This window comes from Aeromonas sp. S16(2024) (genome assembly GCF_041403065.1).
In the GTDB taxonomy this organism is placed as follows: domain Bacteria; phylum Pseudomonadota; class Gammaproteobacteria; order Enterobacterales; family Aeromonadaceae; genus Aeromonas.
On sequence record NZ_JBGLQX010000006.1, the window covers coordinates 67312 to 81135 of the forward strand.

At 63.0% G+C, this 13824-nt stretch carries 14 protein-coding genes and 1 pseudogene; 9 read left to right on the forward strand and 6 right to left on the reverse strand.

What is annotated here, in order from left to right:
• Positions 1–101: 101 nt before the first annotated feature.
• Positions 102–1112 carry a class II fructose-bisphosphatase gene (glpX, locus tag ACB030_RS06335; protein ID WP_371158659.1) on the reverse strand — a complete coding sequence of 337 codons (1011 nt, stop codon included), beginning with the start codon at positions 1110–1112 and terminating at the stop codon, positions 102–104.
• Positions 1113–1328: 216 nt separating this feature from the next.
• Here glpX and ACB030_RS06340 point away from each other — a divergent pair, with 216 nt between their 5' ends.
• A complete protein-coding gene (locus ACB030_RS06340) occupies positions 1329–2390 on the forward strand; it encodes a porin (RefSeq protein ID WP_371158660.1) in 1062 nt (353 codons plus the stop codon).
• An 87-nt stretch (positions 2391–2477) separates the two neighbouring features.
• Here ACB030_RS06340 and ACB030_RS06345 read toward each other — a convergent pair whose 3' ends face one another.
• On the reverse strand, positions 2478–2957 hold the full coding sequence (locus tag ACB030_RS06345) for an N-acetyltransferase family protein (protein WP_371158661.1): 480 nt from the start codon (positions 2955–2957) through the stop codon (positions 2478–2480).
• A 279-nt stretch (positions 2958–3236) separates the two neighbouring features.
• Between ACB030_RS06345 and ACB030_RS06350 the strand changes: the two genes are divergently transcribed.
• The 4 genes from ACB030_RS06350 (at position 3237) to ACB030_RS06365 (ending at position 7764) form a co-directional block, all read left to right on the forward strand.
• On the forward strand, positions 3237–5279 hold the full coding sequence (locus tag ACB030_RS06350) for a TonB-dependent receptor (RefSeq protein WP_371158662.1): 2043 nt from the start codon (positions 3237–3239) through the stop codon (positions 5277–5279).
• 63 nt (positions 5280–5342) lie between these two features.
• A complete protein-coding gene (locus ACB030_RS06355; RefSeq protein WP_371158663.1) occupies positions 5343–5966 on the forward strand; it encodes a PepSY-associated TM helix domain-containing protein in 624 nt (207 codons plus the stop codon).
• Between the two features lie 173 nt (positions 5967–6139).
• Positions 6140–7177, forward strand: a complete 1038-nt coding sequence (locus ACB030_RS06360) for an acyltransferase family protein (RefSeq protein ID WP_371158664.1) — start codon at positions 6140–6142, stop codon at positions 7175–7177.
• A gap of 146 nt (positions 7178–7323) precedes the next feature.
• On the forward strand, positions 7324–7764 hold the full coding sequence (locus ACB030_RS06365; RefSeq protein ID WP_371158665.1) for an N-acetyltransferase: 441 nt from the start codon (positions 7324–7326) through the stop codon (positions 7762–7764).
• Positions 7765–7794: 30 nt separating this feature from the next.
• Here the strand turns inward: ACB030_RS06365 and ACB030_RS06370 are convergent, their stop codons facing one another.
• Positions 7795–8391, reverse strand: a complete 597-nt coding sequence (locus ACB030_RS06370; protein ID WP_371158737.1) for an outer membrane beta-barrel protein — start codon at positions 8389–8391, stop codon at positions 7795–7797.
• A 243-nt stretch (positions 8392–8634) separates the two neighbouring features.
• On the opposite strand from ACB030_RS06370, the gene ACB030_RS06375 reads away from it, so the two are divergent.
• Positions 8635–9273: an exopolysaccharide biosynthesis protein gene (locus tag ACB030_RS06375; RefSeq protein WP_371158666.1), complete on the forward strand. Its 639-nt coding sequence runs from the start codon at positions 8635–8637 to the stop codon at positions 9271–9273.
• A 74-nt stretch (positions 9274–9347) separates the two neighbouring features.
• Here the strand turns inward: ACB030_RS06375 and ACB030_RS06380 are convergent, their stop codons facing one another.
• A complete protein-coding gene (locus ACB030_RS06380; RefSeq protein WP_202047731.1) occupies positions 9348–10238 on the reverse strand; it encodes a sensor domain-containing diguanylate cyclase in 891 nt (296 codons plus the stop codon).
• Positions 10239–10514: 276 nt separating this feature from the next.
• Positions 10515–11102 (reverse strand): penicillin-binding protein activator LpoB, encoded by a 588-nt coding sequence (locus ACB030_RS06385; protein WP_371158667.1) that lies wholly within the window; start codon positions 11100–11102, stop codon positions 10515–10517.
• Between the two features lie 224 nt (positions 11103–11326).
• On the opposite strand from ACB030_RS06385, the gene ACB030_RS06390 reads away from it, so the two are divergent.
• The 3 genes and pseudogenes from ACB030_RS06390 to ACB030_RS06400 all read left to right on the forward strand — a co-directional run.
• A complete protein-coding gene (locus ACB030_RS06390; RefSeq protein ID WP_371158668.1) occupies positions 11327–11959 on the forward strand; it encodes a Vat family streptogramin A O-acetyltransferase in 633 nt (210 codons plus the stop codon).
• Between the two features lie 123 nt (positions 11960–12082).
• The gene (locus ACB030_RS06395) at positions 12083–12514 is read left to right on the forward strand and encodes a GNAT family N-acetyltransferase (RefSeq protein ID WP_371158669.1); all 432 of its coding nucleotides are present in this window, start codon (positions 12083–12085) and stop codon (positions 12512–12514) included.
• Between the two features lie 32 nt (positions 12515–12546).
• Positions 12547–12909 (forward strand): annotated as a pseudogene (locus ACB030_RS06400) (GNAT family N-acetyltransferase); the annotation flags it as partial.
• A 104-nt stretch (positions 12910–13013) separates the two neighbouring features.
• Here ACB030_RS06400 and ACB030_RS06405 read toward each other — a convergent pair.
• Complete coding sequence (locus tag ACB030_RS06405; RefSeq protein WP_371158670.1) at positions 13014–13553, reverse strand: transposase; 540 nt, start codon at positions 13551–13553, stop codon at positions 13014–13016.
• Positions 13554–13824: the final 271 nt, after the last annotated feature.

Sequence of the window (13824 nt, forward strand, 5' to 3'; positions counted from 1 at the left end):
AATGATGTCGCGCACCACACTGTCCTTGCGATCCAGGAAGTGGATCGACTTGATGCGGCGGCATGAGAGGACGGGACTTGCCGCCACTCAGCACACCCTCATCACAGTATGATGTCGCGCACCACGCTGTCCTTGCGATCCAGGAAGTGGATCGACTTGATGCGGCGGATGGTTCTGGACTTGCCGCGGATCAGCAGGGTCTCCGTGGTCGCCATGACGCCATTGCTGGTGATGCCATCCAGCAGATCACCCTTGGTGATGCCGGTTGCCGAGAAGATGACGTTGTCATTCTTGGCCAGATCTTCCAGCTTGAGCACCTTGGTCACATCTATGCCGAGCTCCTCGCAGCGGGCGATTTCCTGCTCGCCCAGGGCACGCACCTCGGGGCTGTCGCCCTTGACCTGATGACGGGGCACCAGGCGTGCCTGCATGTCGCCGTCCAGGGCGCGGATCACCGCCGCCGAGATCACCCCTTCCGGGGCGCCGCCGATGCCATAGAGCATGTCCACTTCGCTGTCCGGCAGGCAGGTGAGGATGGAGGCAGCCACGTCCCCGTCGGGGATGGCGAAGACCCGCACCCCCAGCCCCTGCATCTCCTTGATCGCCTTGTCGTGACGCGGCTTGGCCAGGGTGATGACGGTCAGGCGGGAGAGGGGCTTGCCGAGCGCCTTGGCCACGGCCTTGAGGTTCAGCTCCAGGGCCTGGTCGAGATCGATGGCGCCCTTGGCACCCGGACCCACGATCAGCTTCTCCATGTACATGTCGGGGGCCTTGAGGAAGGAGCCCTTGTCGCCGACGGCCAGCACGGCCAGGGCATTGGACTGCCCCATGGCGGTCATGCGGGTGCCCTCTATGGGGTCGACCGCGATGTCCACGGCATCCCCCAGACCAGTTCCGACCTTCTCGCCTATGTAGAGCATGGGGGCTTCATCGATCTCCCCCTCGCCTATCACAATCTCGCCATCGATCTGGATCTGATTGAGGATGTGACGCATGGCCGCAACGGCCGCGCCATCGGCGATATTCTTGTCACCACGTCCGAGCCACTTGTAGCCAGCCAGTGCAGCCGCTTCCGTCACTCGGGAAAATTCGATTGCCAGTTCACGTCTCATCGCATATCCAACCTTAGGAGCTCGAAAACGGGCGGCATTCTACCACAAGGGCAAACCTTTGCGCGCAAAAGTGGCCGCTCGCCACATAAATCCCGGTTTTCATCCCGCTGACATGAAACCGCCACGGTTTGTTCACACCCGGGTCACCCCACTGTCATCTGTCACTTCTAGCATGGCCCCGTCTTTTAAAACAAAAGCTTGCAACAAGGGATCAAGATGAAAAAGCTGACTGTAGTGGCACTGGCTCTCACCGCCGCCTTCCAGGCTCAGGCCGTTGAAGTGTACAAAAACGACACCACAATGGTGGATTTGTATGGACGTATCTACGCTGGCCATTTCTTCGGTGACAAGAAGGAAGGGGTCGACACTGCAAACCCGAATGGCACTCATGACTACAGTGCCAAGCAGGGTGCAAACCAGTTTGTCCGCTTCGGCGCCAAGGTCGACAGCCAGATCAACAGCCAACTGAAGGCGCTGGCCCAGTACGAATTGCAGATCTACATCAATGACAGCGAGAAAACCATCAGCGAGAACTCGGACAACCTGCGTACCCGCCTGGCCTTCGCCGGTGTGGGCGCCGACTGGGGTACCGTGACCTTCGGTCGCCAGAAGGGTGCCCCCGGCTTCCTGGCTGACTGGACCGACGTCTCCCTCTCCGACGGCTACGGCAACGAAGCCCTGGGTGCCAAGACCGACACCTTCGCCACCAACCGTGCCGGCTCTGTGCTGAAATACTCCGGGCTGTTCAACGGCTTCCAGATAGACACCAGCTACAAGTTCGACGGCGGTGACACCGAAGAGACCAGCAGCAAGGACAGCGATGCCGCCTACGGCGCCGCCCTGGCCTACACCTTCCCGTTCAACCTGGCCCTGGGTACCGCCTACAACGTGGGGATCCGCGACAAGAGCGGTGAAGAGGACGCCAAGCTGTGGCTCATCTCTGCCAAGTACGACAACAAGGCCGTCTATGCCGCCCTGAGCTATGCCGACGGCAGCGACTTCCTGGCCACCGGCACCGATCACACCGGCTGGGAAGCGGCGCTCGGTTACAACTTCGAGAACGGCTTCGGCCTGATGGCACTGTGGAACAAACAGGAACAGGACAAGGCGGGTACCAAGAAAGACAATCTGGATTACTACACCCTGGGTGCCCAGTACAAGTTCAACAAGAACCTGCGGGTCATCGGCGAGTACCGCATCAACAATCTGGACAGCGTTGCCGGTAAAGCAACCGCCAACAAGGATGACTTCCAGCTGGCGGCCCGTTACGACTTCTAACTCCGGCCCCAGACAAAACGGCGCGCAGATCCCTCTGCGCGCCGTTTTTCATTCTCCCCTCCCGCTTTGGCGGCCGAGCCGGACAGGCTAGAGCTTCTTCTGCCAGAACAGGGCCCGACCCACTTGCGGGCTCAGCTCATAGCCCTCGAAACCACCGGCCTTGTAGGCGGCCTGGGCCACCCTGTTGCCCTCCAGCACCTCCAGGGTCAGCTTGCAGCAGTCGAGTTCCCGGGCGAGCTGCTCCACCTGTGCCAGCAACGCCTTGCCGAGGCCGCGCCCGCGATGATCCGGGTGCACCGCAAGGTCGTGGAGGTTGAGCAGGGGCCGGCAGGCGAAGGTCGAGAAGCCCTCGAAACAGGTGGCCACCCCGGCCGGCTGCCCATCCACCCAGGCCAGCAACACATGGGCACCACTTCTCGCCGCCAGAGCCTGCGCCAGATTGGCCTTCACCTCGTCAGCCAGGGCGATGCCGCCACCCATCTCGTCTTTCGCGTATTCGTTGAGCAGATAGACCAGCGCCTCGCCGTGCTGCCGGTTATGAAGGTCTGCCCTGATGATCTCTTCCATGTTCCGTTTCCTGTTTCCCTGGAGCGGCATCGGCGCCACCGAACCCGGATGGTAAACCAGCCCTTTGCCGCAACCAAGACTCATCCGATGCGTCACATCAGGACAATGAGCCTCAACTGACCGCAAAACTGGTCGTAGGTGTGGGCTTTTTGCATCTTTGCCTTGCCAGCCAAATGAAAATAAATATCATTAGCGCCCTCCCGCATCGGGAGCATTTTAATAATTACTAATAAATCAATAAGTTCAGGCCAACAGGTCGATTAGAAGAGTCACACGCAGATGCATAACCCCAACCCCCCGCGCGCCCTGCTGGGCGTCGCCTTGCTGTCCCTTTGCGCCAGCGCCCAGGCCGAAGACGAGACCCTGACCGTGGTCGGCAAACGCAGCCAGCACCAAGAGGTGGCCACCGCCACCCGCACCGCCACCCCGGCCAAGCTGGTGCCCCAGACCATAGAGAGCGTCAAGGCCAGCGAGCTGACCGCCTACGGCCAACCGACCCTGAGCGAGGCCCTGAGCGGCATCCCCGGGGTCAACGCCAGCGGCGACACCCGCTTCGACGGCGTCAACATCCGCGGCTTCAACGCCAGCAACGACTTCTACCTCGACGGTCTGCGAGACGACATGCAGTACACCCGGGATCTCGGCAACATAGAGCGGGTCGAGGTGCTCAAGGGGCCGGCCGCCGTGCTCTACGGCCGTGGCAGCACCGGGGGCATCATCAACCGGGTCAGCAAGACGCCCCAGCGCGGGCAGGCCTCCAGCGTCAGCGCCCGGGTCGGCAGCTTCGACAGCCGGCGCCTCGCCGCGGATCTCAACGGCGAGGCGGGGGAGCGGGTGCAGCTGCGCCTCAACCTGGCCCAGGAGGACAAGGAGAGCTTTCGCAACGATGTGACCAGCAAGCGTACCCTGCTGGCCCCCGCAGTGAACTGGGAGATAAGCGACAGCCTGAACTGGCTGGTGCAGTACGAGCGCAACGAGCACGATCGCACCCCGGATCGCGGCATCCCCGGCGTCAACGGTCGCCCCGCCGACGTCCCCATAGAGAGCGTCTACAGCGACACCCGCCGGGACTTCATCGACGATCTGGCCCAGTCCACCCGATCCCGCCTCAGCTGGGATCTGAACGAGCAGTGGCAGTTGCGCCAGCAGCTCGGCTACACCAGCCTCGACAGCCAGTTCGACAACACCTATGTCACCAGCGTCAAGGGCGACCAGGTGACCCGCGCCCGCTGGCAGCAGGATCTCAAGGCCAACAGCCTCACCAGCAACACCGAGGCCGAAGGCCAGCTGCAGACCGGTCCCGTCGCCCATCGCCTGTTGGTGGGCCTGGAGCAGGGCTGGCAGGAGCGCACCCCCAAGCTCTATCAGAACGCCAGCCCGATCCCGGCCGGCAACCTGTACGATCCGGGCTCACTGCCCACCCATGATGGCGCCATGAAGCTCTCCAGCGACGCCAGGCACAGGGTGCGCGGCTATGGCCTCTATCTGCAGGATCAGCTCAGCCTGGGTGACTGGCACCTGCTCGGCGGCCTGCGCCGGGATGCGTTCACCGTCACCAGCCGCCGCAACGATCTCGACAAGGAGGAGACCCTCTCGGTCACCAGCCTGAGCCCCCGTCTGGGCCTGGTGTGGAACCCCATCGAGGCCCACGCCTTCTACACCTCCTACAGCAAGACCTTCACCCCGGTCGGCGGGGAGCTTATCGGCATCACCCCGGGGGACAAGAACAACAACCTGGATCCCCAGCACACTCGGCTCTACGAGGGGGGTGTGAAGAGTGACTGGCTGAACGGCCGCCTGGCCACCACCCTCTCCGTCTACCGGCTGGAGATGTACAACAAGCGCAGCAAGGATCCGCTGGATCCTACCAAGGTGCTCCTCACCGGCCTGCAACGCACAGACGGCGTAGAGCTGAGCGCCCGCGCCCAGCTCACCGACGCCTTCTACCTGCACGGCGGCATCGCTATCCAGGACGCGGAACAGGTCAAGGCGGATGCGGATCTGCAGGGCAAGCGGCCGATGAACGTCTCCCGCGAGAACGGCCAGCTGTTCGCCGGCTACCAGAGCGGCAAGCAGGGTTGGTATGGGGAAACCGGGGTGACGGCGGTGGGGGATCGCTTCGCCGACAACGCCAACACCACAGTGCTGCCGGGCTACGCCCGCTATGACGCCCGCGCCGGCTACCGCTGGCAGCACTGGGATGCCCAGCTCAGCGTGGAGAACCTGACCGACCACGACTACTTCGTCAGCGCCACCAGCGCGGCCCAGATCATGCCGGGCAGCCCCCGTCAGCTGAATCTCACCGCCGCCTACCGCTTCTGACCCTCGAAGCCCACAGCCTCACTGGCCAGCCTCTGCTGGCCAGTTTTTTTATGAAGCGCCACCATGAAGAAACCCAAGAGACTCCCCCTCCACAACAACAAGTGGGTGCGCCGCATCCACGCCTGGGCGGGCTTTGCCACCCTCACCCTGATGCTGCTCTACGGCCTGACCGGCCTCTGGCTCCAGCACAGGGCCGTGCTGCCCCTGCCCGGCCCCCACACCGAAAAGTCGAGCGAGGAGATAACGCTGGCCACGCCGCTGGCGAGCCCGGACGCACTGAGATCCCTGCTGCAACAGCACTACCCCGAGGGCTTGGAGGAGGGGCGGCTCAGCATCACCCCGGCCCGACCCCTGCCCACCCCCACAGGCCCCCTCACCCTGCCGGCTCGCTGGGAGCTGCGCGGCGTCACCCTCCGCCAGAGCCTGACCGCCAGCTATGTGGAGGGTACCCTGCTGGTGCAGATCGAGCTGCAGCGGGCCAACGTCGCCGCCAGCCTCAACCGGCTGCATCGCGGCATGGGCACTGGCCTGGCCTGGCAGCTGGTCGGCGATCTGGCGGCGCTCTCCATGCTGCTGCTGGCCCTCACCAGTTTGCTGATGTGGAACAAGCTGCACGGCCCCGCCGGCCGTGGCATCACCCTGCTGCTGACGGGCGCCCTCGCCACTGTAGTGATTGCCCTGCTCTAGGGCTTTTACCGACACCAAAACGGGATCCGGCTCTCACCCGGGGTAACCCTGCTCGCCGCCGAAGTAACAAAGGGTAACCGGCCACCGATGGGGGTCACAGTTGGCGACCCCCTGACTGGAAGAGGGACCCGCCCGGCTGCTAGGGTGCCGGGTTTAAGCCGTCGGAAACCATCATGCGCATCTCCAGCATCGAGTGCGGGCGAGTCCTGGCCATCCTGGCCGTGATGACCATTCACCTCTCCCCCTTCAGCAATCCGTTCGATCCCACACTGTGGAATGACTCCCTCTATTTCTGGCTGGGGGGCGTCATCAACCAGCTGTGCCGCTTCGCGGTGCCGCTCTTCTTCCTCTGCGCCGGCTACTTCCTGCAACCCGCCCTCGCCGCAGGCAAGCCCATGGCGGTGGCGCTGCGCTACTGCCGCCCCCTGCTGGGACTCTGGCTGGTGTGGAGCCTTGTCTACCTGCTGGTCCCCTTCAACCCGGTCGCAGCCATGACGGAAGGCTATCTGCCCGCCATGGCGGGTCAGTGGCAGATGCAGCTGGGGGATCCCCTCAACGCCTGGTGGGTGGGGGGCATGATCCACCTCTGGTTCCTGCCCGCCCTGATGCTGGCCGTCCTGCTGCTGGCCCTCTGCTGGCGGGTCAGGCTACCCCGACTGGCTCTGGTGGCGGGCGCCCTGCTCTACGGGCTGGCCCTGATCGGCGGCTCCTATGGCCCGCTGCTGTCGGGGGGCGAGTGGGCACTGCTGACCCGCAACGGCCCCTTCTTCTCGCTGCTGTTCGTAGCCCTCGGCGCCGAGCTGCGCCTGCGTGGCTGGCAGCCGGATGCCAGGCGCAGCGCCCTGCTGATGATGGCGGGGATGGGTCTCTATGCCCTGGAGGCCGCGGGTTTGCTGCATTTCGCCGCCGTGCCCCTCAACCGCCACGACTTCCTGCTGGGCTCCCTGCCCTGGGCACTCGGCCTGTTCGGCCTGCTGCTGGCAAACCCAAACTGGGGCAGGGGCAGCTGGCTGGAGCGCCAGGCTCCCAGGGTGCTGGGCCTCTACTGCCTGCACATGATGCTGGTGGCCTGGCTGATGATGCTCGGCCCCCAGGGCAAGCTGCTGTGGTGGGAACTGGTGAAGGTACCCGTGCTGCTGGTGCTCTCCCTGCTCGCCTGCCGACTGCTGGCGACAAACCGGATCAGCGGCTGGCTGCTGCGGGCTCGCTGACCGGGCCATCGCAGGTGCGAGGGGTACACCTTCCTCTGAAAAGGCGACTCGCGGGTCGCCTTTTTGTTATGAGGGCGGCACTTTGGCCACCCACAGGGTGACGACGAGGCGCAGGTTATTACCATGCCCACTTGGAATAAATCCAGATGAGACATTCAATGCTGATCCGCACCTTCACCCCGACCGATATGGACGCCGTCCTCGCCATCTGGCTGGATGCTTCCCTGCAGGCCCACCACTTTATCGATCCTCTGTACTGGCACGCCAACCTGGACGCGATGCGGGAGATCTATCTGCCCGCCGCCGACAACCATGTGATCTGCCAGGATGGCGCCGTGCTGGGCTTTTACTCCCTGTATGAAGAGAACCTGGCCGCCATCTTCATCACGCCAGGGCAACAGGGTCGCGGCTACGGCAAGGCCATGCTCGCCCACGCCAAGCAGCAGCGGCCAACGCTCAGGCTGCAGGTGTACCAGCAGAACCGGGCCAGCGGTGACTTCTATCTCTCTCAGGGCTTCCAGATAGAAGGTGAGCAGCAGGATCCCCACACCGGCTGCACCGAGTGGGTGATGCGCTGGTCCGCCTGAGGGTTAACCAGTCAGATCCTGGGCTAGGGCTCAGAACCTCAGGGTCAAGCCGATATTGGCCTGCCACTGGGTGAGCAGATCCCCCCGCACTCTGAAGGCGCAGACCTCGGGGTTGCAGAGAAAGGCGCTGTCGTCATTGAGCAGGGAGCCGTAGCCCCGCACCTCGGCCCGCAGCGCCAGATGTTCCCCCAGGCGCGGCTGCACCCCGAGCGCCAGGGATATGGAGGGGGCCGTCTCGCTGTCGTAGGCATCGAAGCGGGTCACCCCGATCCCGGCGCCGAGATAGGGTGCCATCAGGTTGTCCGAGAGGGTGAGGGCCCCGGCGAAGTGCAGGGTATCCACCCTCAGCCTGTCAGGCTGATCCGGGGAGACGGGGGTGGACTGATGGCTGTAGAGCAGCTCCACCATACCGGGATCATCCACCTCCCGGCTGATGAAGAGGCCCCAGTTGCCCGAGCTCTCCCCTTGCAGCGAGTCGATGCCGGTCGAGTGCGGCGTGGGGGCAGGTTCATCCATGGCCTCGAAGTCGATGGACGAGCTGTAACCCAGGAAAGGGGTCAGCTGCCAGCCCGAGGCGGCAGGCTCGGCCGCCCAGCCCGTCAGCGGCAAGCCCAGTCCCAGCAGCATCATAGTCGCTCGCGTCACGCTCTTCTCCCGGTTGCATGGATTGCGTCAAAAGCATATCAGAGCCTGTTCCATCCGCCCCTTGACGGGGGCTGTATCGCCCCATTTTGGCGACCTGCCCCCCTTCCCAGCCCTCTCTATTCCATCAAAGCTTGCGCCGGCTCACATTATTCATCTGGGATTAACCTCTGCCACGTAAGCTGACGTCGCCACAGCGGTGGCGTCAACAGGACGAGGATCTCAGGAATGGTTGCCGCGCAACTCAACGACCCACAAAGCACGCTCTCCGATACCCTGCGGGCCACCGCCCACGCCATCGAGGAGAGCCACATCAGCCTGCGCCAGATGCTGGCTCTGGTGGGGGAACAGGGCATGCTGCTGTTTTGCGTGCTGCTCACCGTTCCCTTCCTGCTGCCGGTCTCCATCCCCGGCGTCAGCACGCCGTTTGGGCTCTTGATCCTCTTCATCGGCATCGGCATCACCCTCAACCGGGTGCCCTGGCTGCCCGCCGTCCTGATGGAGCGACGCTTCGCCGCCGAGCACATCAAACCGGCCCTGCACAAGGGGGCGGATCTGCTGGCCCGCATCGATCGCTTCATCCGGCCGCGCCTGCTGATCCTGACCGGCAGCTACGCCATCAATCGCTGCAACGGCCTGCTGATCATGCTGGCGGCCCTGCTGTTGATGCTGCCGCTCGGCGCCATTCCCTTCACCAACGCCATGCCCGCCTGGGCCATCTTGCTGTTGGCCATCGGCATGTTGCAGCGGGACGGTCTCTTCGTCGCCCTCGGCTACGCCCTGGTGAGCGCCACCCTGGTCTGGTTCAGCGTGCTGGCCATAGGCCTGCTGATGGCGGGGCAGAACATCTCGACGCTGTTTGGCTAAGGCGGGCGCAGACACAGACAAACGAAGGAGGGCGACACAGGGTCGCCCTCCTTCGTTGCAAGCCCGGGTGCTTTTCAGGGATCCCCGTCGTGGGCCACCTGGTTGCGCCCGCCCCGCTTGGCCCGATAGAGCCACTCGTCCGCACGGGCCAGCACGGCGCTGAGCTCCTCCCCCGGCCGGATCAAGGTGGTGCCCAAACTGACTGTGACGGGGGCCGGATCCGGCGCCATGGCCGCCACAGCGGCGCGGATCCGCTCCGCCACCTTCAGCAATATCCCCTCGTCTATCTGCGGCAGCAGGATCAGAAACTCCTCGCCGCCGCTGCGCACGAACAGATCCTCCCCCCGCAGCTGGGCGGACACGCACTCGCAGACCCGGCACAGCACCCTGTCCCCGGCCTGGTGACCGTAACGGTCGTTGATCTGCTTGAAGTGATCGAGATCCAGCATGATGAGGCCGGTGAGCGGCTGGCCCTGCACCCTCTGGTGGTATTGATCGAAGAAGAAGTGCCGATTGTAGAGGCCGGTCAGCTGATCCGTCTCCCCGAGCCGCTTGAGCCGCAGTTGCAGCTCGTGCTGGCGGGTGATGTTGCGGGTCATCCAGGCCACGGCCCGCTTGCCGTCGTAGAGGGAGGGCAGCGGCGCTATCTTGCCCTCGAAGCGCTGCATCCCCTGGGGCCCCGCCTCGGCATCTATGCCCTCCACCTCGGCGGGGGAGAGATCGTACTCCACCACCTGCACCTGGCCGCCGGCCAGGGCACGCGCCACCTGCTCCATCACCCAGAACGCCTTGTCTGCCGGCAGCACGTCGAACAACCGCTTGCCGATCAGGGGGTTGCCATCCTGATATGACTGCTGCTCCACCCCGCCTATGTACTCGATGTAGTGACCATCTTCACTGAGGATGAAGACGGGGTCGGGCAACTGGGTCATCACTTCATAGAGTTGTGCCACTGAGAGAGCCATCGGTGATCCTTCTTATCTGCGGGGAGGGCCCTGCGCTGTCTGTTTTACAGTCCCCGTTCAGTATCGCATACGGCCAGCATGCCGTGGCAGCGTCGCGGCAGGCCCCGCGGGTGCGGTAGTGAACGGCCATCCCCCCTGACCCGCCATCAGTACCCGCAGAGGGGGATATGGCGCCACTTGGCCCATGACTGGCGCTCGCGGCGAGCGCGCTGGCGCCTTGAAACGAAAACGCCATCGAGGGGGCTCGATGGCGTTTTCGATGGCCGGGATGACGGATCAGCGGCTGGCGGAGCGGCTCCCGCTCCAGAGTAGCTCGCCGCTCTTGAGATCCATCAGGCTCATGGCGAGCCGGTAGCGGCTCCCCTCGGAGAGAAGATCTCCGTAGAGCATGTAACCGGCCCCGGTCTGGCGACCCAGACGCACCAGGGAGGCGGGGTTCATGCCCCCTTGCTGGTACTCGAGCTGACCCGTGATGGCCGCCACCTGGCCGGGATCGGCGAAGCGAAAGCCGCTGTTTGCCTGAATGCGCTGGCTCATGGCCACCGCCATGGGCTGGGTACTGAAGGGCTCTCCCGTGCCGTTCTGGGGCGCCATCAGCAGCAGCACAGGGCTGCCATCCTGGCTCAACGCCTGCACCTCCGGCGCCTTCAGAAAAGCATCCGCCATGGCGAGCGCCAGCCCGGTCGGGGCCACGGGTGCGGGCGCAGGCACCGGCTCTGCCTTGTCAGGCTCGGCCACAGGTTTCTCTGGCTGGCTCACCGGCTTGTCCGGCTCGCCGACCGGCGCCGGGGTGCTTCCATAGGGATTGACCGCACAGCCGCCCAGCAAGAGGGCACCCACCATCAACAAGGAACGCAGCTTCATCTTTTCTCTCCACCAGAAGTCCGCAGGACGGACTTCACCAAAAGCCCGTGGGGGCGGAGCATCAGCCCCGCATCCCTCCCATGCTAGAGACAAACCTGCCCCGGGTCGATGCGCATATGGGCCGGGGGCGACAAAGGCTGGCGAACCGGGCCGTACAAAAAGGTGGCAAGGGGCCACTCGATTCCGTTAGGGTAGCCTGAGCCCAGACCCCAGAGGAGCCCCCCATGCACGGACCCGATCCCGCCAATCCCCACCCCATGGAGGGCTTCCCCCAGGTGTGCTTTATCAAGAACACCATCAAGGGGCCCAATATCGAGGTGGGCGACTACAGCTACTACGACGACCCGGAGGATTCCGCAGGCTTTGAGCGCAACGTCCTCTACCACTTCCCCTTCATCGGCGACCGGCTCATCATCGGCAAGTTCTGCGCCATCGCCCGCGGGGTCAAGTTCATCATGAACGGTGCCAACCACCAGAGCTCCGGCTTCTCCACCTACCCCTTCTTCATCTTCGGCAATGGCTGGGAGAGCGCCGCCCCCGCACCTGGCAGCCTGCCCTACAAGGGGGATACCGTCATCGGCAACGATGTCTGGATTGGCTATGAGGCCCTGATCATGCCGGGCGTCAAGGTCGGCAACGGCGCCATCATCGCCGCCCGCTCCGTCGTCACCAGCGACGTCCCCGCCTACGCCGTGGTCGGCGGCAACCCCGCCAAGCTGATCCGCTACCGCTTTGACGACAACACCATAGCCCGCCTCGGCGCCCTCGCCTGGTGGGACTGGCCGGTGGAGCAGATCAGCCGGAATTTGAAATTGATAGGCGGCGGGGATATTGGCGAGTTGGAGAGGGCGGGGTGATAGCTGCCCACCTGGAGGCATCGAGAGAACCTCCCCAAACAGCCCTGGAGAGCACGGATCCATCACCAGATCGGTGCGTTACATGGGAATTTAAAACAATCAGGTCCCACTGGAGTTATCAACATGACCACACCCGCTTTCACTGTCGTCCACTCAACACCGCCCGTCGAAACCTATCGCTATCTTCGAACCGCTGCCGGACTCAGCCCAAAGACGCTTGAAGCCGCAGAGCGTGGTCTGCCCAATACGCTGTTTGCTGTCCAGGTGTTTTGCGGTCAGACCGCCATCGGCATGGGCCGCATCATCGGAGATGGCGGGACATTTTATCAAGTGGTTGATATTGCAGTGCTGCCTGAATATCAGGGTCAAGGGGTAGGCAAAAAGATCATGGCGGAGATCGCCGACTATATCGCCCGCGAGGTACCGGAGTCAGGCTATGTCAGCTTGTTAGCAGATGGGGAGGCTCATCGACTCTATCAGCAATTCGGTTTCTCGCTCACGGCGCCTGCCAGTGTTGGTATGGGGCTTAAGCGGATTGCCGCCGAAAAGACCTGACCAATCATCCAGATGAAAAAGCAAGACAAGTGATGATATTCCAGCGCCTTGCCAACGCCAATATCGTCATTCGCCCCTTCGAGGAGGGCGATGCCGACGAGTTTGTCCGCGCGGCGCACGAATCCATCGAGACGGTTGGCACCTGGATGAGCTGGTGTACTCCCTCGTTCAATCGAGAGCAGGCGCTGGCCTGGTTTACCACCTGCGATCAGGACCGCGCGGCGGGACGAGCCTTTGACATGGGCCTCTTCTGCGCCGCTACCGGCCAGCTCTTGGGTGGCGCAGGTATCAACCAGCTGTCGCCCCATCATCGCTACGGCAATATCGGTTACTGGGTACGCCAATCCCGCCAAGGCTGTGGCATCGCCCGACAGGCGGTCGCCCTGTTACGTGACTTAGTGCAGTAGCCGTAGGGTCCAATAAACGAAGTGAATTGCACCTCTATCCTCACGAAAGCGGTGCAGTGCGCTCCGCTTATTGCACCCTACGTTAATTTCATTTATTTGTTTTCGCATGGTGTTTCATATTCTGGCATGGAGGTGTTGCCCCATGTTAATGGATACCTGCCCTGTTGAACCCAACGATGGAAAGTGGAATATGGCCAATCTTTCGGGGCTGTTACCAATCCATGTTTGACGGGGTTGATATGGATGTAATTGAGATGATTGTTGAAATCATCCTGATCCCGGATCAAATGTTCCCAATAGCGCCGCTGCCAAATACCTCGTTCACCACGACGCCAACGAGATTCTGAACGAGCCTCTGAACTCGGGATTGCTCGCGAAAATTTGCTCTTTATTTGGCGCCAGCGCAGGGGAAAATTTGTATCCCCTTCCGGTAACTCCAGCAAGGCATGCAGATGCTCGGGCAAGACAACCCAGCCATGGATCCGAAATGGGTGTCGATCTTGAACCTCTCTGACAACCTGCCTGAGCAGATCAATCCGTTCGACCAGTAGATGGTTGTTCTGACGTTCAGCCAGCACGACCGTAAAAAACCAGGTTCCCCCCGGTTGCCATGCCCGTTTGTAATTCGCCATGCTTTGCCCAATCCACAATCAACCATGTCGTTAAATGTGGTTCAAACGAATCAAAACGTAGGGTGCAATGAACGAAGTGAATTGCACCGTTAGCCGTAGCAAGGCCATTCATTAGCGGTGCAATGCGCTCCGCTTATTGCACCCTACGATTCTCCCGAGGTTATGGCGGGCGCGGTCTTGGTTCCCCCTCTTATTCGCTGAGGTGAGCCCGCTTGTCCAGGCCGCGAGACAGGATGTCGAGCGAGCGGCGCCGGGCCATGGATGGCCCGTC

Excerpts from the sequence above, each read along its gene's own strand:
- ACB030_RS06395 (WP_371158669.1), top strand. The coding sequence starts at position 12,083 with ATGACCACACCCGCTTTCACTGTCGTCCACTCAACACCGCCCGTCGAA.
- glpX (WP_371158659.1), bottom strand. The coding sequence starts at position 1,112 with ATGAGACGTGAACTGGCAATCGAATTTTCCCGAGTGACGGAAGCGGCT.
- ACB030_RS06375 (WP_371158666.1), top strand. The coding sequence starts at position 8,635 with ATGGTTGCCGCGCAACTCAACGACCCACAAAGCACGCTCTCCGATACC.
- ACB030_RS06345 (WP_371158661.1), bottom strand. The coding sequence starts at position 2,957 with ATGGAAGAGATCATCAGGGCAGACCTTCATAACCGGCAGCACGGCGAG.
- ACB030_RS06365 (WP_371158665.1), top strand. The coding sequence starts at position 7,324 with ATGAGACATTCAATGCTGATCCGCACCTTCACCCCGACCGATATGGAC.
- ACB030_RS06360 (WP_371158664.1), top strand. The coding sequence starts at position 6,140 with ATGCGCATCTCCAGCATCGAGTGCGGGCGAGTCCTGGCCATCCTGGCC.
- ACB030_RS06385 (WP_371158667.1), bottom strand. The coding sequence starts at position 11,102 with ATGAAGCTGCGTTCCTTGTTGATGGTGGGTGCCCTCTTGCTGGGCGGC.
- ACB030_RS06340 (WP_371158660.1), top strand. The coding sequence starts at position 1,329 with ATGAAAAAGCTGACTGTAGTGGCACTGGCTCTCACCGCCGCCTTCCAG.
- ACB030_RS06390 (WP_371158668.1), top strand. The coding sequence starts at position 11,327 with ATGCACGGACCCGATCCCGCCAATCCCCACCCCATGGAGGGCTTCCCC.
- ACB030_RS06370 (WP_371158737.1), bottom strand. The coding sequence starts at position 8,391 with ATGCTGCTGGGACTGGGCTTGCCGCTGACGGGCTGGGCGGCCGAGCCT.
- ACB030_RS06355 (WP_371158663.1), top strand. The coding sequence starts at position 5,343 with ATGAAGAAACCCAAGAGACTCCCCCTCCACAACAACAAGTGGGTGCGC.
- ACB030_RS06405 (WP_371158670.1), bottom strand. The coding sequence starts at position 13,553 with ATGGCGAATTACAAACGGGCATGGCAACCGGGGGGAACCTGGTTTTTT.
- ACB030_RS06350 (WP_371158662.1), top strand. The coding sequence starts at position 3,237 with ATGCATAACCCCAACCCCCCGCGCGCCCTGCTGGGCGTCGCCTTGCTG.
- ACB030_RS06380 (WP_202047731.1), bottom strand. The coding sequence starts at position 10,238 with ATGGCTCTCTCAGTGGCACAACTCTATGAAGTGATGACCCAGTTGCCC.